This window comes from Pirellulales bacterium (genome assembly GCA_019694435.1).
Lineage (GTDB): Bacteria > Planctomycetota > Planctomycetia > Pirellulales > JAEUIK01 > JAIBBZ01.
Window position 1 is genome coordinate 217,160 of record JAIBBZ010000003.1, and the last position, 18,842, is coordinate 236,001.

14 protein-coding genes are annotated in these 18,842 nt (G+C 66.6%); 3 read left to right on the forward strand and 11 right to left on the reverse strand.

Annotated elements, in window-relative coordinates:
* Positions 1-309: 309 nt before the first annotated feature.
* Positions 310-1,260: a GNAT family N-acetyltransferase gene (locus K1X74_04635; GenBank protein ID MBX7165614.1), complete on the reverse strand. Its 951-nt coding sequence runs from the start codon at positions 1,258-1,260 to the stop codon at positions 310-312.
* A 98-nt stretch (positions 1,261-1,358) separates the two neighbouring features.
* Between K1X74_04635 and K1X74_04640 the strand changes: the two genes are divergently transcribed.
* Positions 1,359-2,294 carry a PDZ domain-containing protein gene (locus K1X74_04640; protein MBX7165615.1) on the forward strand — a complete coding sequence of 312 codons (936 nt, stop codon included), beginning with the start codon at positions 1,359-1,361 and terminating at the stop codon, positions 2,292-2,294.
* A 6-nt stretch (positions 2,295-2,300) separates the two neighbouring features.
* Here K1X74_04640 and K1X74_04645 read toward each other — a convergent pair whose 3' ends face one another.
* A complete protein-coding gene (locus K1X74_04645) occupies positions 2,301-3,017 on the reverse strand; it encodes an NAD(P)H-hydrate epimerase (GenBank protein ID MBX7165616.1) in 717 nt (238 codons plus the stop codon).
* Positions 3,018-3,180: 163 nt separating this feature from the next.
* On the opposite strand from K1X74_04645, the gene K1X74_04650 reads away from it, so the two are divergent.
* Together K1X74_04650 and K1X74_04655 are read left to right on the forward strand one after the other, a co-directional pair.
* The gene (locus tag K1X74_04650; protein MBX7165617.1) at positions 3,181-4,497 is read left to right on the forward strand and encodes a DUF4097 domain-containing protein; all 1,317 of its coding nucleotides are present in this window, start codon (positions 3,181-3,183) and stop codon (positions 4,495-4,497) included.
* Between the two features lie 66 nt (positions 4,498-4,563).
* The gene (locus K1X74_04655) at positions 4,564-4,806 is read left to right on the forward strand and encodes a zinc ribbon domain-containing protein (GenBank protein ID MBX7165618.1); all 243 of its coding nucleotides are present in this window, start codon (positions 4,564-4,566) and stop codon (positions 4,804-4,806) included.
* 392 nt (positions 4,807-5,198) lie between these two features.
* Here the strand turns inward: K1X74_04655 and K1X74_04660 are convergent, their stop codons facing one another.
* From K1X74_04660 to K1X74_04700, 9 genes are all read right to left on the reverse strand, one after another.
* Positions 5,199-6,137 (reverse strand): hypothetical protein, encoded by a 939-nt coding sequence (locus K1X74_04660; GenBank protein MBX7165619.1) that lies wholly within the window; start codon positions 6,135-6,137, stop codon positions 5,199-5,201.
* 136 nt (positions 6,138-6,273) lie between these two features.
* Positions 6,274-7,761, reverse strand: coding sequence for an IMP dehydrogenase (gene guaB / locus K1X74_04665; GenBank protein ID MBX7165620.1), 1,488 nt, complete (start codon positions 7,759-7,761; stop codon positions 6,274-6,276).
* Between the two features lie 155 nt (positions 7,762-7,916).
* Positions 7,917-8,237, reverse strand: a complete 321-nt coding sequence (locus tag K1X74_04670) for a Dabb family protein (GenBank protein ID MBX7165621.1) — start codon at positions 8,235-8,237, stop codon at positions 7,917-7,919.
* Positions 8,238-8,333: 96 nt separating this feature from the next.
* The gene (selA, locus tag K1X74_04675) at positions 8,334-9,782 is read right to left on the reverse strand and encodes an L-seryl-tRNA(Sec) selenium transferase (GenBank protein ID MBX7165622.1); all 1,449 of its coding nucleotides are present in this window, start codon (positions 9,780-9,782) and stop codon (positions 8,334-8,336) included.
* A gap of 24 nt (positions 9,783-9,806) precedes the next feature.
* Positions 9,807-11,735: a selenocysteine-specific translation elongation factor gene (gene selB / locus K1X74_04680; GenBank protein ID MBX7165623.1), complete on the reverse strand. Its 1,929-nt coding sequence runs from the start codon at positions 11,733-11,735 to the stop codon at positions 9,807-9,809.
* Positions 11,736-11,744: 9 nt separating this feature from the next.
* Positions 11,745-13,961 carry a selenide, water dikinase SelD gene (selD, locus tag K1X74_04685; protein MBX7165624.1) on the reverse strand — a complete coding sequence of 739 codons (2,217 nt, stop codon included), beginning with the start codon at positions 13,959-13,961 and terminating at the stop codon, positions 11,745-11,747.
* A gap of 108 nt (positions 13,962-14,069) precedes the next feature.
* Positions 14,070-14,582 (reverse strand): hypothetical protein, encoded by a 513-nt coding sequence (locus tag K1X74_04690; protein ID MBX7165625.1) that lies wholly within the window; start codon positions 14,580-14,582, stop codon positions 14,070-14,072.
* Between the two features lie 250 nt (positions 14,583-14,832).
* Complete coding sequence (locus K1X74_04695) at positions 14,833-15,072, reverse strand: hypothetical protein (protein MBX7165626.1); 240 nt, start codon at positions 15,070-15,072, stop codon at positions 14,833-14,835.
* Positions 15,073-15,272: 200 nt separating this feature from the next.
* Complete coding sequence (locus tag K1X74_04700) at positions 15,273-18,821, reverse strand: aminotransferase class I/II-fold pyridoxal phosphate-dependent enzyme (GenBank protein MBX7165627.1); 3,549 nt, start codon at positions 18,819-18,821, stop codon at positions 15,273-15,275.
* Positions 18,822-18,842 lie beyond the last annotated feature (21 nt).

An 18,842-nucleotide genomic window follows, 5' to 3' on the forward strand; every position in this document is an offset into this window, starting at 1 on the left:
GATTGTAGACCTGCTAGCTACCTTGTCAAAAGACGTCTGACCACCCTCGAGCAACGCCGCGCTTGGACGTGCCCGAACCGAGGCAATTCCAGGGCGATACGATGAGGATCGTGTTCGGAATCGGCGATCCTCGACACCGACTCGCCGCGTGGAAAACGTGTCGTCCAAATCCAGCACGAACCTGCAGCCCGGTTGGAAGACCGAAACTAAACCTATTGAGAACAACAACTAGCGACGATTCGTCGGGAACGGCGTCGCACCGCCGCCCCGGGCAAAAGATTTTCGAGCGGCGGCAAAAATCGGACTGGTTCATTCAGGAAAGATGCGCAAGTAAGTACTGCGCCGATCCCAAACCGTGAAGCCAGCCTCGCCATACACCCTGGTCGCCGGGAGATTGGCCGTATCGACGGCAACGAGCACCTGTCGGCGCGAAGCCTCACGGGCCAGCCACAGGCAATGCTCCACCACCTGCTTCCCCCAGCCGCGGCCACGGGCCTCGGGCACCAATCCCATGTAGACCAGCTCCAGGGCCTGTTGCGAGGGATGATCGGCACAGAGCAGGCAACCGACGTCCTGGCTGCCCTCGCGCACGAGCAGCCACCATTTTGGCGTGAACTGGCCCGTGGCCCGGTAGCCAGCCAAGACATCGCTCAGATCGCGCACGCCGTTCAACTGTGGACAGTCGAGTGTGTCTTCGTACGTGCGCTCGATGAGCCGTGCCAGCCGCGCATGATTCGTGGCCGAATAGGGCTCGAACACGAGCGTCGAGGTAGGCGGCCACAGGGGCAACCCAGACTCCCCAACCATCATGTACAGCAAGTCGGCCAGCCACTGGTAACCCGCACGGCGGAGAAACAAATCGTCCTCGCCGGGCTCGGCGTCGAGCTGCGCCTGTGCAATTCGGCAGCGTCCCTGGGCCATGAACGCCGTCGCCACACGGAGCAGGTCGTCGCGGATCTGGGTGTCGAGCTGCGCTTCGAGGCCCGGTTCGGCGCGCGGCGGCCAGAGCACGGCCGTCCTGCCGGGCTGCAACATGGCCAAGACAACGCCTTGCGTGGCGCCGTCCTGCCGGGCCTCGAACAAGCCAGCCAGGCTTCCCCGCCCGGCGGCGACATAATCCAGGATGGCCTGGACCTGCGCGGAACGTGCGGCCGAATTCAGCCCGTCGAACAGCCGGCCGAGGGCGTCCAGTTGCCTCGAGGGCGGAACGCGGTCGATCGCCAGCGTGTCGTCGAATCGCAGCATGATAGGCGTCAACATACTGCAAAATGCCATGCCGGGTCTGCGCGCGACATGCCGCGTGCCAGCACGCGTATAATGGAGCCGGCCTTGTCCCTGTGCCGATGGAGTACCGCGCCATGCATCCGCGTCTGCTCGGTCGTCTTTGCCTCGTCGTTTACCTGACCGCGCCAGCCGGCCCGTTGCTGGCGCAGGCCCCCGCCGCCAACGCCGAGCCCGGCTACCTGGGCCTGATCGCCGACGATCGGAACGAACAAGGCCAAGGCGTCCGGGTGCTCGAAATTGTCCCCTCGGGGCCCGCTGCGCTGGCCGGCATCGCCGTCAAAGACTTGATCACGGCGATGGGGGGCCAGACCGTTCGCGACATGACCGACCTGGCAAAAATCATCGGCGCATCGAGCGCCGGTCAGAAGCTCGAGGTCGCGCTGGTGCGCGGCAACGAAAAACTCATCAAGATGCTCACGCTCGGCAAGCGCCCGCCGCCCGGCGAACGCCGCTTCGAACAGTTCGGGCAGATCCCCGATGAGCAGGCGGGCACCGCGCCCAGTACCGCGCGGCGGCCGTGGCTGGGCATCCGCGCCAAACCGCTTTCGCCCGAGGCCCGAGATGCTCTGCGGGCACCTGTCGAAGCCGGCGCGCACGTGACCGAAGTCGTCGCCGATTCGCCCGCCGCGCGCGCGGGCATTCGCGTCGACTCGGTGATCGTCGCGCTGGGCGGCCAGGTGGTCGATGGCCCGGCCACGCTGAGCGCGCTGGTTCAAGCCGCCGATCTCAGCAAGCCCCAAACGATCGAGTATTACTACGACGGCGCCATGCAGCGCTCGCAGATCCAGCTCGTCGAGATCGAGCGCCCGGCAGCAAGCGCGCCGGCCGGAGCGATGCAAGAAACCCTGCCCGAGCCATCGATGCCGGAACAAGCTCCGGCTGATATGGCGGCGCTGCAACGCCGGGTGACCGAGCTCGAAGCCCGGCTAGCGCGGATTGAAGAGATGCTGCGCTCACTTTCGCCGCAGCAGCGGGAGACCGACCCCAGCGGCGGTCCCGCGCTGCCGTAAACACGGCTAGCGCTGCGGTGCGCCCGCTTGCGCCGCTGCTTCGGCCTCGGCGAAGATTGTTTCGAGCAACCGTCGGGGCGCGCCGATATCGAGCACGGCAATCTCGCCGGTGAAATCCGCGGCACCGGGCGCAACGAGCGCCGGCTTCAGCGCCACGAACGTGCACGTCAGTTGCGCGCGGATCGTCCGCGGCGAGACGAAGCCGGCGTCGCAATCCAGTCCACTGGGCAGATCGACCGCCACGACGGGCCGGCCAGCCGCATTTATCGCGGCAATGGCCTCCCCCGCCGGCGCACGCGGTTCGCCACGCGCGCCGGTGCCCAGCAAAGAATCGACAATCCAGCTCGCCCGGGCCAGACGTTCGGCCACCCCGGACATTTCGAACCCCTTCCCGAGCACGGCCGCCTGGATGCCGGCACGCTGGACGATCGCCCAATTGGCCGCCGCGTCGGGCGATAGCTGCGCTGGCTCGGCAAACAAGAGCACTTCGACCGGCCAGCCTCGCAGATCGAGGTGCCGGGCGATCACCAGCCCGTCGCCGCCGTTGTTGCCGCGGCCGCAACAAACCACCACGGGCTCCGCCGGCTGGGAGAGCAGTCGCGGCTCGAGCCGGTCGACCACGCCGCGTCCGGCGTTCTCCATGAGCACGAGCCCGGAAACGCCGAATTCGGCCACCGCGCGGCGGTCGATCTCGCCCGACCAATGCCGATTGAGCACTTGCATGACGGCGATATTCCTTTGCTACGGAACCGTTTAACGACGATTGCTAGAATACCGCCGGGCGGGGCCGCGCAGGAGCCGCCGGCGGCGGGGCAAGAATCGGGGCTGGCAGACGAATAGGTCTGCTGAGTCGAGTCTCCAGGCCGGGCCAACGAAGGAGCGATCGATGTGCCGTACCAAGCACCATGCCTGTTCGCGAAGCCGCCGGCACGGCGGTGGCCTGTTTCGCCTGCTCCTGTTCGTCGGACTCGCCGTGTGGGTCGTCAAGGGCTGCGCCCTGCGGCCCTTCCATAACGAGCGCTACGATACCATCGAGCTTTCGGCCAGCGGGCTGACCAACCTGGAGGTCAAGAGCCTGCACGGCGAGATTCGCATCGAGGGCGATACGGCGCCCCATGCGGCCGTCCGTGTGATGGCCACGGTCCATGCGCAAGCATCTTCGCAAGAGGCCGTCCAGGAAGCCCTCGACGCGGTCGAGGTGATTACGCCCATCTCGGACGACGGTCGCATGCTGCGTCTTGATTGGCGCTGGCGCGACGGCCATCAACGCTCGGTGAGCGTGTGGGTCGATTACCACGTCGAGCTGCCGGCACTGGTGGCCGTGCATCTGCAAACCGTCAACGGGCAGCTCGAAGTGAACGACATGCTGGCCCCGGCCAAGCTGTCTTCGCAGAACGGCGAGATCAATGTGCGCGGCGTCCGCCAGCGACTCGACGCCTCGACGCAAAACGGCCAGATTAACGTCGTTACCGCGGCGCCCGACGTCCATATCGAAAGCCAAAACGGCACGCTCGATGTGGTCCTTTTGGCCCCAGGGCCCGTGCAGGGAGAAATCAACACCCACAACGGGGCGGTTGAAGTCGGATTCGGGCCGCAGACCGCTTGCGACGTACAGTGCCAGACTCATAACGGCGCCATCGACGACGACCTCGAACTCGAAGGCAAGAAGCGCAAGAACCGATCGCTGACGGGTCGCGTCCATGGCGGCGGCAGCGAGCTATCGATCACCACGCACAACGGCTCGATCACGCTCGACGAATCGGACAAGGAGCTGGACGAGCCCGCGATCGACGATGCCTTGCCGAAACCAGCGACCGGCCAAGGCGCATCGGTTCCGGACGTGCAGAGCGTTGAAGACACGGTCGAAGCGGTCGTCGAACGTGTCGCCGAGCAAGTCGAACGCGCGGCCGACGCGGTCGAGGCCCGGGTCGAAGAGATCGAGCGCCACCTCGAGACTTCGATCGATACGATACAGCCAATCACACCGGCGCCGCCCGCAGCACCGTCTCCGCCGGCCAGTCCGACGGCCCCTGCCGAGCCTGCGGCGCCCACGCCGCCTGCGCCTCCACAAACGCCCGTTGCGCCGATGCCGCCCCAGGCACCCGAAGCGCCGCCAACGAGCGAACAAACCCAGCCGCCGTCGAGCTTCGAGGCATTTTGGCGGGCGGCGGGCCGACTTTTCGCTCGCGAGAAAGCGAACTAAAATAGCGCATCGTCATCCTGGCAGCGCCGCCGAGTGCCGCTGCCGTTCGGCTCAAGGGACGTTGCGATGCCGCTCTACGAATACGTCTGTCAGGACTGCCACAACGCCTGCGAACTCCTGGTGCGCGGCTCCGAACGGCCTCTCTGCCCGAATTGCCAGAGCCAGCGGCTCGAAAAGCTGTTGAGCGTCACCGCGGCGCCCGTGACGGGCAGCGCCTCGTTGCCGGTCTGCGGCACCTCGGGCGCCCCGCGCCCGGCCGGCGGCTGCGGCGCGCCGTGGTGTGGAACCGGCGGCTGCGGCGGAATGTAGCCTTGGTCGCGCGCCGCCCGGAGCCTGGCTGACATCGCCTGGTCGGCCGCCGCGATCACGGGGCTTTCGATCCCTTCCGCAGTAACGGCACGCGTTAGTGCAACTGGGCCTACGGCGCGCGAGATCTCAGCAACGCCGCGCAAACCAGCGATTGCGGGCCAGTTCAATCCCAACGAGCGCCGATGGCGGTTGGCAAGTCGTTTGCTATCGAGGTCGAGCCAAGTTCAGTCGCCAAAGCGCAAGCCACATGGGCGCCAGATTTCGTTGCGCGGGCGACTGCTTCGCGAGTTGGAGCAACCGCCGGCACATTAAAAAAAGCCCCGGGGTGAGAACACCTCCGGGGCTTGGATCGTTACGCTCGTTGCTCGTCGCCCGGGGTGGGGCGGCGGCGATCAGGGGATCAAGAACACCAGGCCCGTGGCCGTGGCACCCTCGACCAGCGCTCCTCGCAGGCTGAGCGGGAACGGATAGAGCAGGTGCGGCGCACAACTGCCCGGGCGGTAGTAGCCCAACGGGTAGATGCACTCGCAAGGCGTCTCGATGCCCATCTTGTAGGGCAGGATCGGCAGCGTACCGAAGAAGTGCGCACCCGAGATGAACGGCTGCAAGCACGGGTGGCAACTGTGGCCATAGCGCTCCAGCGCGACTTCCTCGAAGTACAGCGGCTTGTGGCACAGGCCCGAAGCCTTCCACGTATAGGTCGTCATCGACCAGCACCGGGGGATGAACGTCTCGTTGCCCAACGTGCATTCCGGCGGAAAGCGGTCGCCTTCAGCCGCGATGCTATTGGTGATCTGCGAGATCGGCTTCAAATCGCGCGGGCTGGGGCATTCGCCGTCGTTGGCTTGCGGCGCGCGGGCCAATTCACGGTCGAGGTCTTCGTCCTGGCCGCTCGGTTCGGGCAGCTCCGGCTCCAGCGGCGAAGGTTCGACCGGCGTGAAGCCGGGCTCCGGCACGTCGGTCGGGTTCTCCTCGGGCATCGCCGGCTCTTCGGTCGGTGTCTCTTCGAGCGGCGGCAGATCGGGCATCGCTTCCTCTTCCGGAAGATCGAGCGTCGATTCGCCCGGCAACTCGGCCGGCGGCTCGTCGTTCAACGTCGGCTGCTGGCGTGCCGCGGTCGTGGCTTGTGGGTCTTGCAAGGCCTGGGCGCGGATCACGCGCGAGACCGACTTCTTCTTGACCGAGACAGGTTCTTCGAAGGCCACGGGCACAATCTCGGCCTCGTGCTTCGCGGCGGCTTGCTTGGCGATGCTGGGCCGCTTCCAGCGCAGTGTCGATTTGCCGGACGACTTCTTCGCATGGCCGGCAGAATTCTGCCCGGAAGATTTCACGGCGGCGGCCGTCGGGCGATTGCCCGACCAGCCGGCCTCTCCGGCCCGAGCCGAGCTGCCGGCGAACCAGCAGGTGTGGGCGAAGATCAGTGTCCAAGCGACCGCGACGAGCGCCCCTGGGCGGCCACCCGAGGCGTTAGCCTCCGTCGCCGCTGGCGAACTCCATCGTGTAGTTGGGCGCTTCCTGCGTGATCGCAATGTCATGAGGGTGACTCTCCCGCATGCTGGCCGGTGAAACCTGGATGAACTGGGTCTTGGTCCGGAGCTCTTCGATGTTGCGACAGCCGCAATAGCCCATCCCGGCCCGCATCCCGCCCACCAGTTGATAGGCGAACGGTCCCAGCGGTCCTTTGAAGGGCACGCGGCCTTCGACCCCTTCGGGCACGAGCTTTCCGTTCCCCTGCGTCGTCTGTCGGTAGCGTTCGCTGGAGCCTTTGACCATGGCGCCGAGCGAACCCATGCCGCGATAGCGTTTGAACGTTCGTCCCTGGTAGAGGATCATCTCGCCGGGGCTTTCGGCCAGTCCGGCGAACAACCCTCCGATCATGACCGCGTGCGCCCCGGCGGCGATGGCCTTCGTCAGGTCGCCCGAGTAGCGGATCCCGCCATCGGCGATGATCGGCGTGTCGGTTGGCCCGGCGGCTTTCGCGGCCTGGAAGATCGCGGTAATCTGCGGAACGCCTACTCCTGAAATGACTCGGGTCGTACAGATCGACCCCGGCCCGATGCCTACTTTGACAGCATCGGCCCCGGCTTCGATCAGGTCTTTGCAGCCTTCGTAAGTCGCCACGTTGCCCGCGACGACGTCAATATCCCAGCGTTGCTTGATGGTGCGGACGGTCTCGATGACGTTGGCCGAGTGCCCGTGAGCACTGTCGACCACCAGCACGTCGACATCCTTGCTGATCAGGCTCTCCACGCGTTCGTAATCGTGCACACCGACGGCGGCTCCGACGCGCAGCCGTCCTTGCCGGTCTTTGCAGGCCAGCGGGTAGCGGCGCATCTTGTCGATGTCTTTGATCGTGATCAGTCCGATCAGTCTGTATTTTTCGTCCACCAGTAGCAGTTTCTCGACCTTATTTGCCATCAGAATCTTTTCAGCTTCCTCAAGCGTTACAGTCCCCGTTGCTGTCACGAGCTGCTGGCGCGTCATGACTTCACCGACGCGCAGGTCGTTGGTCTCGAGAAACCTCAGGTCGCGCCGCGTGAGAATGCCTTCGAGCCGCCCGTCGGCCGCAGTGATGGGAATGCCCGAGACGTTCTTCTGGTCCATCACTTCGCGGGCCTTACCAACGGTCGCGTCGGGCGGCAGCGAGACCGGATCGAAGATGATGCCGTTGGCGCTGCGTTTGACCTTGTCGACCTCGCCCGTCTGCTCGGCGATCGACATGTTCTTGTGGATCACGCCGAGACCTCCCTCTTGGGCCAAGGCGATGGCCATCTCGGCCTCGGTGACGGTGTCCATTGGCGAGCTCACCAAGGGAATGTTGAGCGTGATCCGCCGGGTGAACCGTGTGGCGACGTCGACCTCGGCCGGGACGACCGTGCTGTAGCGCGGCTGCAACAGCACGTCGTCGAACGTGATCGCGGAGCCTAGAAACTTTTCGCCGAGATGATCGTCCATGGTGGCAGCCTCGCTTTCCGGCCGGGGTGGCGATAATCCCGTATTATGCCGGCTTGGCGCGCAGGCTGTAAATGACCGCGACGCAGGCGGCCTAAGCTCCGTCTGCGAGGGGCGTTAGCGGCTTTGCATCAAGTGCCGTGCGACACGGCCCGGCGTCAACCGCGGTCTTCCCAGTCCATCACGGTCACGCCGTCGATGCCGCCGTCAAGCAGCTCGATGATGGCGGCTTTGGCCACTTCATGCGCCGGGTGCGGGAGATAGCGATCGCGCGCCGCGAGGTCGGCAAACGTGATCACGAAGGCATGCGTGTGGCCGCGCTCGAGGCCCTCGACGCTGCAGCCGGCGCCGCCGGAAAAATCCTCGATGCCAGGAATCTGGGCCTGGAGCCCGCGCAACACGGCGAACATCTGCTCGATCTTGGCCGGCGGCGTATCCGACTTGAGCCGCATGAACACGGCATGTTTGATCCGCGGCATGGGGAATTCCTGCAACGAGAGAATTGGAATGCGACGATGCTAGCCGGAATTCGAGCAACTCTCAATCGACTTCGAGCGGCACGACCGACCACGCGCTTAGGGCCGGTCGCGTTCGGCGCCGTTCGACGTCGCCGGAGCCAGGCCGCTGGCGACCGCCGCGGCCAGGGCCTCGTCTTGCGGCGGGAAGACCGTGCGAAGGTCGAGCAGCAATCGGCCCTGGTTGATGCGCCCCACGACGGCCGGAGTGCCCGTGCGCAGACGTTGGGCCAACGCATCGACGTGCCCGTCGCGCGGCACCACGGCCACGCAACAAGTAGGGACCTGCTGGCCCGGAATCGAACCCCCGCCGAGGTAGGTCGCCTCGTCCACCGTCGTGACTTCGCGGGCCAGGTCAGCTCGGCGCAGCGTGTCGGCAATCTGGGCGGCGCGGCAGCGGAGTTGATCCAGGGGCTCGCCGAGGAGCTGGAACAGCGGGATCTCGCTCAGGGCCCGCGCCGGATTGCGGTACAGCCGCAGGGTGGCTTCCAACGCGGCCAGCGTCAGCTTGTCGACGCGCACCGCTCGCGCCATTGGATGCCGCGCGATACGGGCGATCAGTTCGCCGCGTCCGGCGAGAACGCCGCTTTGCGGCCCGCCGAGCAGTTTGTCGCCGCTGAACAACACCAAATCGGCGCCTTCGCGCAGACTGCGCGTGACAAGCGGTTCGTCGTGCAGGCCAAATCGGGCAAAGTCGATCAGGGCCCCGGAACCGAGATCGTGCAGCAGCGGTAGCCGGCGCTCGCGCGCCAGCGCGGCCAGCTCGCGCAGCGGCACGCTCTCGGTGAAACCCACCACCGAATAGTTGCTCGTATGCACCGCCAACAACGCGGCAGTGCACTCGCCAATTGCGTCGCGATAGTCGGCCAGTCGCGTCTTGTTGGTGGTGCCAACCTCGCGCAGCACCGCGCCGCTCGCGGCCATCACGTCGGGCAGCCGGTAACTGCCCCCGATCTCGATCAACTCGCCGCGCGAGACGATCACCTCGCGCCCCGCGGCCAGGGCAGCCAGTGCGAGCATCGTGGCCGCGGCGTTGTTGTTGACGACCAGCGCCGCTTCGGCCCCCGTCAGCTCGGCCAGCAGCCCCGCGACGGCCGCGACGCGCTGCGAACGCTCGCCGCTGAACAGATCGAGCTCGACGCTGGAGTAGTCGCGGGCCGCCTGCACGAGCGCTTCCGCGGCAACTTCAGCCAAGGGCGCGCGTCCCAGGCCAGTATGCAGCAAAATGCCGGTCGCATTGATCACCGGCCGCAACCGGGGCAACTCGGCGTCCGCCAGTCGTGCGGCGACGAGCTGCGGCACGGCCGCCGGATCGAGGGTGCCGCCGGGCGCCGTAAGGATCGATCGGCGCAGTTCCTCGAGTACGCCCCGCGCGGCGGCGACCACGGCCGGATGCCCGAGCCGTGCAACGAGCGGCTGCAGCGCAGCGTTGGCCAGCAGTTCGCCGACGCTCGGTAGCGCCCGCAACTTTTCGGCACGACGCGGATCGAGTTCATGCTCGCGCTGCATGGCCAGTTCCGATTCGAGGCAGCATCACACGGCCGCGGGAGTCGCGGCCAGCCGCCGCAGGTCACCCTCGCGCCGCGTGAATCCCACGCGGTCGAAGTACTCACACAAGGGTACCGCATGCTTGCGGCTGATGCCCAAGCGATCCTTGATCTGGCTGACCGTCAACCCGGCGCCGGCCAGATCCGGCAGGAGCAGTTCGCGCGCCCGGGCCTCGTGTTCGGCATGCACGAACAGCTCTCCCCCCAGATCGACCAGGTGCCCCTGCCCTGCGGCCAATTGCAGCAGTTGCGGTACGGCGTCGCGATTGCGCTTGGCGCCAGCCTGCAGCTCGGCGACCGTCGGCGGTTGCAGTCCGGCCTGGCGTATCGCTGCGACCAACTCGGCGAGCAGCTTCTGCTCGTTGCTCGTCAACCGCGGACCATGCGAGGCCAGCGCAATCCCCTTGGGAAGCACACGGACACGATGTCGCGCGACGAGCAGGTCGACCAGCGCCTCGACGATCGCGCGATCGCCCAAGCCGGCAAACCGCGCCACCAGCCGGCTGCGCTCGACCGCCACGGCCAACGGCTCGGCGGCATGCAGGTGCATCAGCGCCCCCTCGATGCGCTGCAAATACGTCTCGACCACCTCGCGATGCACGCGCAGATTGCGCGTTGGCGACAGGGCGAGTATGAGCACCTCGCCCGACTCGATCAGGCGCGCGACGATTTCGCCGGGCCGCGCAATCCCGACCAGGCGGATCAGGTCCGCGTCGGCCCAGCAGCGCAAACCGCGAAAATAAATCGCCGCCGCCGCGCGTTTCAGGGGATCGCTGTCGCCCAGCGCGGCGAGCTGCGCACAAACCGCGGGGACATTACGCGGAATTCGCTCGGCCCCGGGGTCGAGCACGTGACCACCGCCGAGCGTCTCGGCCGGGCTTTCGCGCCGCAGCACCAGCGGCTGCCGCCAGGTCGCCACGACCGGTTCGGCAAGCAGCAGTTGGATCAACCCTCGCTCGCCTGGGGCCAACACACTGACCTGGGGCAAACTCACCGTGGCCGACACCTCGGCGGTTCCCACGTGCACCCGCAAACGTTCGCGATGTTGCAGCCCGCGTGCGGCGTGCCGCAACACTTGCGCCTCGACGCTCAGCAGCCGGCTGGGCACCAGGTGTCCCGGTGTGGCGAGCTCCTGCCCGCGCCGGATCTGATCGTGATGAACGCCAGCCAGGTTGACGGCGGCCCGCTGGCCGCGATGGACTTCGGCCACCGGCCGGTCGTGATTCTGCAAGCCGCGCACGCGCACGGCGACGCCGCCCGGTTCGATCACCAGCTCGTCGCCCAAACGGCAGACGCCGCTGGCTACGCTCCCGGTGACCACCGTGCCGTGTCCGGCCACGGTAAACGCGCGATCGATCGCCATCCGGAAGGGAGCGGTCGCGTCCGGCACAACGCTGCGCGCCGCCGACGCGGCTGCCTCGGCCAGCGCGATGCGCAGAGCATCGAGGCCCGCGCCGGTCGCGCTGCTAACGCGGACGATGGGAGCTGCGCGCAGGAAACTATTGGCGACCAACGCGCGCACCTCGGCTTCGACCAGCTCGATCCAAGCGGGCTCAACCAGATCGCACTTAGTCAGCGCGATCACCCCGGCCCGCGTGTCGAGCAGGCGCAGGATGTCGACATGCTCGCGCGTTTGTGCCTTGACCGATTCGTCGGCGCCGACGACCAACAGGGCCAGATCGATGCCCGTCGCGCCGGTGAGCATGTTGCGGATGAACCGCTCATGGCCCGGCACATCGACAACTCCCAGACAATACTCGCCGAGCTCGAGCCGCGCGAAACCGAGTTCGATCGTGATGCCGCGCCGCTTCTCTTCCGGCAGGCGATCGGTGTCGACGCCGGTCAACGCCCGGATGAGCGCCGTTTTGCCGTGATCGACGTGTCCGGCCGTGCCAAGAATGAGATCGATGCCCATGCCTCGATTCTACTGGACGGTCAGCAGCGGCGTGGACGAGGGGGCGTCCCCGGCCCGGGAAACGACGCGTCCGATCTCCGCGGCCCGCATGCCCGTCTGCGCGGTGAACGCGCGGACGACCTCGTCGACCCGAGTCTCGGGCACCCCCAGCAGCAATCCACCTGAGGTTTGTGGGTCGAATAATAAGGCATAGCGCGGCAGGGCAAGCCGGTCCGGGGAGACCTGCATTTCGGCCTCGACCGCACGGTTGGCAGGCAACAGCGTGCTGGCCACTCCGGCGGCCGAGAGCTCTTCTGCGCCCGGAAGCACGGGCACTTCGTCCAGGTAGATCTCGGCCGCCAGCCGACTGGACCGCAGCATCTCGAGCAAGTGCCCCGCGAGGCCGAACCCCGTTACATCGGTCATCCCGGCGACATCGCAGCGTTCGAAGATTCCGCTGGGGGGTTGGTTGCTGGCGACCAGCATCTCGACCAGCGCCGCATACCAGGCGGCCCGGCAGCGGGCCTGCATGTGCGCCGCGAGCAAGACGCCGGTCCCCAACGGTTTGGTCAACACCAGCCGATCACCGGCACGCAGGTGACCTTTCAACCGCGGATGGGACGCGGCGCGAGCGAGCACCGTAAAGCCGAGCGTGGTCTGCGGACCCTCGATGGTGTGTCCGCCGACAAGCGTGGCCCCCATGCCGCGCAGCTCAGCCAGCCCTCCGGCCAGCAGTTCGTAGAGCAATTGTTCCTGACGTGCTTCGGGGCCGGGCGGAATCGTGGCCAGCGCCAATGCTGCCAGCGGCTGTCCGCCCGAGGCGAACACGTCGCTGGCCGCATGTTGTGCCGCCACGCGGCCGACCAGGTAAGGATCGTCGACAAACGCGGCAAAGAAATCCGCCGTGACGAGCAACGGGCCCGGCTCGACCTGCAAGACGGCCGCATCGTCGGGGCGGTCCAGCCCCACCAAGACGTCGGGACGCACCGGTACTTCGAGCCGCGCAAGCGTGCGCGCCAGTACACGACCGGCAACCTTGCCCCCGCAACCGGTGCAACGTGGTTGCGCGCCGCGCGCGACCAAGGCTTCGTCTTGCATCGAGGGCGACTGGTAGTCCTGATGCATCGACATGAAGCGGCGATCGATCCGGTCCTTGAGCCGCCAACACCAGCGGCCCTCGGCCGACCAACCGCGGTAGTCGAGAATCGCCTCGCCGTCGCCGGTCGAGACCAGCTTCAGAAACCCGCGCTGCGGGCGATACGCCGCCAGGGGCAAGCCGCCGGACAGACGGCCCAGATTCTCCCACAGCACGGGACCTTGCCGCACGGCGTAAACCCCGGCCTTCGGCGCTGGCCCCGCGGCCAACGTGCCGCAATCGCCGACGGCGAAGATGGGGGCTTCGGCCACGGTTTGCAACGTAGGCCGTGTCAGCAAGAAACCGCGTTCGTCGGTCGGCAGGCTCAAACACTTCAACAATGGCGGAGCGGCCGCACTCGTGGCCCAGAGCACCACATCGGCCGGCACGCGCGTGCCGTCGTCGAGCCGCAGCGCGTCGGGATCGATCGCTACGACCTGGCGACCGAGGATTATTTGCGCCCCGCTGCGCTGCAGCCGGCGCGCGAGGCGGGCAGCGGCACCCGGCGAAAGATCGCGAACCGGTGCCGCGTGCCGGTCGATCACCGTCAACGTCGATTCGCGGCCGGCGAAGTGCCGCCGCAGGTAGGCGGGCATCCCCATTGCGATCTCGGCGCCCGCCACGCCGGCGCCAACCACGACGATCTTCACGGTTTGCCCCGGCAACGCCACGTCGTTGAGACGCGCGTGCAGCCGAGGCAGAAACGTCTGCATTGGCTTGATCGGCACGACCGCGGCCGGCGGTTCGTCGAACAGGCCCTCGGCGCGCGGAACCGAGCCGATGCCGATCGACAGCACGTCGAACGGCACATCGGGCCGATTGGCCAGTTGCAACCTCTGCCCCGCTACGTCGAGCCCGGTAACCTCGGCGCAAAGCAGCCGCGCACCGACCGAGGCGCACAGCCGAACCAGGTCGATCTCCATCGCTTCCGGCTCGTACAGGCCGGCGAGCGTGCCCGGCAGCATCCCCGAATAGGTGGCCGTTGGAAAACGGCTGATACAGGTCAGCCGGGCGTCGGCGAGCGGCGACATCCGCCAGCGGCGCAACACATGCGTGTGGGTGTGGCCGGCTCCCAGCAGGACGATCTCGCGTTGCGGCAGCCGCGCTTGCATTCAGTCGGCGACAATGAGGGGACAGCGGGGGCTTTTCCCATCATAGAAGCGCGCCGTGCACGTCGCCAAGAATGCCGTGAACCGAGCCGTGTCGTGCGGAACGCCGCGCTAGAACGTCTCGTCGCCGGGGCGCGGCTGGCCGATCCAATCCTTGAGGGTTTGCGGCTGCTGCGGCTCCGGTTCTTCTTGACCGAACATCGAGGAGAACCACGACCCCTGCGATTCCTGCTTCGACGACTTATGCGCTTTCTTGGTCGTCTTCTTCGTGTGGGTCTCGGGTGTCCAGCGAGGATACCGGCTCGTCGAAGTCTCCTTCTTCGAGAACGACAAGGCATTGCCGGTGCGAGTAAAGAAATTGCGCGTGCTCGTGCCCATCCGTGCAAACAGCGAGGGCTGCTTTTTCGCGGCCGGTCGCTTTGGCGCAGGCGTCTTGGGCGCCGACTCGGGCGCAGCATCGGGAATGTCGTCGCCGCTCGTGTCAGGGACTTCTTCCTCGGTAGCGCCGAATGGCCACCATCCGCCCCCTTCTGCGCGTGCCGGTTCGACGAACTGTCCCAACAGCAAAACGCCGAGCAGCAATAGGACCGTAGCCTTCACGGGTACGACCTCCGAAAGGTTCATGGGCGAATGCCCGGGGCCGAAAGGCTGCACGCGGCGGCCCACGCCGCCGATGCAGGCCGGAGAGAATGCCGAACCGCAGGCGGCCTGTCCAGAGCGGTTCGCGAGGCGCACCGCGCGCGAGCATGCAGCTAGCACGCAACGGGAATGCACCTGGACCGAAAAAAATAGCGCCGGGAAGAAATCCTGGCGCCTGATCACATGTTCGGAGAATCCGCCTTCGCGAAGGCGGCTTGCGAAACAGCAGCAGCCGCTATTGGGCGGCTGCGACCTTGCGCGAACGCTTCGGCTTGGCCGGCTTCTCGGCGTCGCCATTCTTGGCGGCGAAGATCCGGCGGATCTCATCCAGCTCGGTGCTCAAGCGATGACGCAACGGGCTCTCGGCCCGCAGTTCCTCGAGCAAGGCCTCGGCCCTTTCGAACTTCTCGAGTGACGCCGCACCACCTTGAAACAACTTATGCCAGCTACGCGAGACCTCTTGTTCGGTTAGCACAATTCACCTTCTTGCCCGCGGCCCGTGAAACTCTCGCAACTCGCTCCACTTCAATTCTAAATTGTAGCGCGCGGCACGCAAGAGCGAAACGTCGCACTTCGGCGCCACTTGGCAGGCGAATGACCGTCGAAGCGCGCAAAAATCCGCCAAGGTTCGCCCAGTTTACCTGTGGGGTCATCGAACGACGGCAACGCTCTGTGCTAGTTGCGCGACGCCTCGGCCGCCCGCAGATGCGACAAATTGGGCGCCGAGATCTCGGATTCAGGAGCCGTTTCGCCATCGCCGGTCAACCGCGCCAGCTCTTCCGCCACGGCCGCCACGGTCGCGCGAATCTGATGCTCGCGATGCAAGCTGGTGAGAAAGAACCGCAAACGCGCCGCGCTTTCTTCCACGGCCGGATAGACGATCGGCTGCACGTTGATCCCGCGTCCGCGCAACGCATGCGACAGGCGCAAGGCCAGCACCGAGTTGCCGACGATCACCGGTACGATCGGGGTCCCGTCGCTGAGGCCGGTGTTCAAGCCACGGGCCCGGGCCAGCTCCAGGAACAAGCGCGCGTTGTCGCGCAATGTCGCCACGCGCTGGGGTTCGCGCGCCAGAATTCGCAACGACTCCAACGCCGCCGCCGCATTGGGCGGGGTCATGCCGACGCTGAACACAAAGCCCGGCGCCGTGTACTTCAAGTACTCGACCACCGCGCGGCTGCCGGCGATGTAGCCGCCGCAACTGCCGTAGGACTTGCTCAGCGTGCCCATCCAGAAGTCGACGTTGCCGGGATCGACGCCGAAATGCTCGCCGGCGCCACGGCCCGTGGCGCCGAGCGTGCCGGCCGAATGCGCCTCGTCGACCAGCAGGTAGGCCTTGTGCCGGCGCTTCACCTCGACGAACTCAGGCAGCGGGGCGATGTCGCCGTCCATGCTGTAAGCACCTTCGATCGCCACCAGCACCCGGCGATACTCGCCGCGCACGTCGGCCAGCAGCTTGTCCAGGGCCCGCCAGTCGTTATGCGGGAAGCTGCGCCGCTTGGCGCCCGACAACTTGCAACCTTGCACGATGCTGTTGTGGGCCAAGGCGTCGTGCACGACCAGATCCGGCGCGCCGAACAGGTGGCCGATCACGGTTTCGTTCGTCGCGTGGCCGCCGACCAGCACGATCGCATCCTCGACGCCCACGAACTCGGCGATCGCCTGCTCGAGCTGGCGATGCAACGGCTTCTCGCCCGATACCAGCCGGCTGGCCGAGACCGAGGTGCCATAGCGGTCGATCGCCGCCTTGGCCGCCTGGGCCACGCGCGGGTCGCCCGACATGCCCAGGTAGTTGTAGCTGGAGAAATTGATCAACTCGCGGCCGCCAACCACGGTCGTGTCGTTCGTCACGCGCTCGTGTGGGTTGAAATAGGGATTCCCCATGCCGAGCGAATCGAGCAGACCCAGGTCCTCGCGCAGCGCCTGGTACTCGGGCGACAGCTCGAAGCGGTAGCAACTCTCCGGCAAATCGGCGACGCTCCGCGCAGCGCGGGCCGGCTGGGAGAGGAGGTGCTCGTGAACCGCGGTGATCACTTCGGACACGGTCTCGAGTTGCCCGGCGATATCCTCGGGAAACCGCCGCTCGAACCGCTCCTCGACCTTGGCCAGGAGCTGCACCCGCTCCAACGAATCGATACCCAGATCGGCCAATTGCATGCCGAGCGTCAGCTCGCGCGCGCGATCGCCGAGTAGCTCGCGCAAGACCACGAACACACGGTCGGAGATCTCTTCGTCGCTGGTGCCGGCCTTGGCCGCGTGAACTTCGCCGTTGAGTGCGTGACCGTTGGCGTGCGGTTTGTGCGCGTGGCCGTTGGTCGCGCGGCCATGGGCCGCATGTTGCGTCGTTTCTCCAGCTGCGCTCGGCGTCGCGGCCGCCTGCATAGGTTCGACCTGCGGACGCTTGATCGGCTCCGCGGCGCCGGCCTGTGCTTTGCGGGCCGCTGCCGCGCGTTCGGGCGTGGCGAGGGGCGATTCTTCCTCGTCGAGGCGTGACCACTGGTAAAACGCATCGAGCTCGCCCGCCAGGTAGGCCGCGCGGCATGCATGGCGCTGAATCTTGCCGCTCGAGGTCTTGGGAATGCTCCCCGGCTTGAGCAAGACGATCGCATCGAGCATCAACTCGTGCTCGCGCGCCACGGCATGACGCACCGCGTCAGCCGCGGCGGGGGCGTCCTGGCGCCGCGTGCGCTCGACCTCGATCGCCAGCACGAGCCGTTGCGAGCCGTTTTCCGGCACGTCGAACGCGGCGGCCGCACCCTGCCGCAGAGCCGCGTGGGCCAGCTCGGCCGATTGCTCGATGTCCTGCGGATAGTGATTCAAACCGCGAACGATGATCAAGTCCTTGAGACGCCCGGTGACGAACAATTCGCCCTGAGCGAAGAACCCCAGGTCGCCGGTCCGCAGGTAGGGCCCGGTGCCGTCGGCCAAGTAGTTGCCAAACGTGCGCCCCTGTTCGTCCGGGCGCTGCCAGTAGCCTTGGGCGATGCTTGGCCCGGCGGCCCAAATCTCGCCGATGTGGCCTTCGGCGACGGGCGTGAGCGTCTCCGGATCGACGATCAACACTGTCTGGTCAGGAATCGCTTCGCCCGAGCTAACGAGCTCGCGAATCGAGGCCGATTCCTCGTCGGCCAGTTGAGTCCGGCGGTGTTCGAGCGCGGCCGCGTCGAAACCGAGCACCAGCGGTCGGCGCTGCACGTATCCACCAGTCACGATCAGCGTGCCTTCGGCGAGGCCGTAACAAGGATAGAACGCCTCGGGCCGGAACCCGCAAGGCGCGAAGCGTTCGGCAAAGGCCCGCAAGGTTTCGGCGCGCACTGGTTCGGCGCCGTTGAACGCCACGCGCCAACTGCTCAGATCGAGCTCGCGCAGCTCTTCGTCCGTGGTCTTGCGCAGGCACAACTCGTAAGCAAAATTCGGCGCGCCGCTCGTAGTACCGCGATAGCGCGAGATCGCTTGCAGCCAGCGCACCGGCTTTTGCAAGAATGCCATCGGCGACATGAACACGTTCGGACGCCCGGCATACAGCGGCTGCAGGATGCCGCCGATCAGGCCCATGTCGTGATACGACGGCAACCAGTACACGCCCGAACCGCTGCGCGTGTGCTCGAACAGATGATGGATGGCCGCCGAGTTGTGCAGCAAATTGCCGTGCGTCAACACGACACCCTTGGGCCGCGCGGTCGATCCCGAGGTGTATTGCAGGAACGCTACCGTGTCGGTGTGAACCGTGGGCACATGCCACCCGGTCGCCAGATCCGGCGAAAGCTGATCGGTCAAATGCCAGCGCAGCCGCTTGAGCTGGGGCAATTCGTCGAGCATGGGACCAATGCGCTCGTAGATGGCCGTCGTCGTCAGTGCTGCCTGGGCCTCGCTGTCGGCCGCGATGGCCTGAATCCGCTCGAGCGATCGATTGCGTCGCGGAGGGAATGCGGTCACGGCGATCGTGGCCGCGTACAAGCAACCGAAAAAGCCCGCGATGAACTCCAGCCCGGGCGGATACAGGAGCAGCGCCCGTTCGCCGGCCATGCGCTCGGCCGCCAACAAGGCCCCGATGGCCCGGGCCTGGCGATCGAGCTCGCCCGCGGCCAGGTGTTGCTCCTGCGATTCGCCGTCGACCAGATAGGTGAAAACGCGCAAATCGGGCTGGTGGATGGCTCGATGGCGGACCAATTCGACAAAGGTCGCCGGTCCGAAAAACGAACCCGGCATACGATCGCGTTCCACGAGTCTTGCTTCCTCTACTTG

What these genes read in the sequence shown, in the direction of transcription:
- K1X74_04670 (MBX7165621.1), bottom strand. Translation starts at nt 8,237, where the DNA reads ATGCCGCGGATCAAACATGCCGTGTTCATGCGGCTCAAGTCGGATACG.
- K1X74_04690 (MBX7165625.1), bottom strand. Translation starts at nt 14,582, where the DNA reads ATGAACCTTTCGGAGGTCGTACCCGTGAAGGCTACGGTCCTATTGCTG.
- K1X74_04650 (MBX7165617.1), top strand. Translation starts at nt 3,181, where the DNA reads ATGTGCCGTACCAAGCACCATGCCTGTTCGCGAAGCCGCCGGCACGGC.
- selA (MBX7165622.1), bottom strand. Translation starts at nt 9,782, where the DNA reads ATGCAGCGCGAGCATGAACTCGATCCGCGTCGTGCCGAAAAGTTGCGG.
- K1X74_04635 (MBX7165614.1), bottom strand. Translation starts at nt 1,260, where the DNA reads ATGTTGACGCCTATCATGCTGCGATTCGACGACACGCTGGCGATCGAC.
- K1X74_04640 (MBX7165615.1), top strand. Translation starts at nt 1,359, where the DNA reads ATGCATCCGCGTCTGCTCGGTCGTCTTTGCCTCGTCGTTTACCTGACC.
- selD (MBX7165624.1), bottom strand. Translation starts at nt 13,961, where the DNA reads ATGCAAGCGCGGCTGCCGCAACGCGAGATCGTCCTGCTGGGAGCCGGC.
- guaB (MBX7165620.1), bottom strand. Translation starts at nt 7,761, where the DNA reads ATGGACGATCATCTCGGCGAAAAGTTTCTAGGCTCCGCGATCACGTTC.
- K1X74_04645 (MBX7165616.1), bottom strand. Translation starts at nt 3,017, where the DNA reads ATGCAAGTGCTCAATCGGCATTGGTCGGGCGAGATCGACCGCCGCGCG.
- K1X74_04655 (MBX7165618.1), top strand. Translation starts at nt 4,564, where the DNA reads ATGCCGCTCTACGAATACGTCTGTCAGGACTGCCACAACGCCTGCGAA.
- selB (MBX7165623.1), bottom strand. Translation starts at nt 11,735, where the DNA reads ATGGGCATCGATCTCATTCTTGGCACGGCCGGACACGTCGATCACGGC.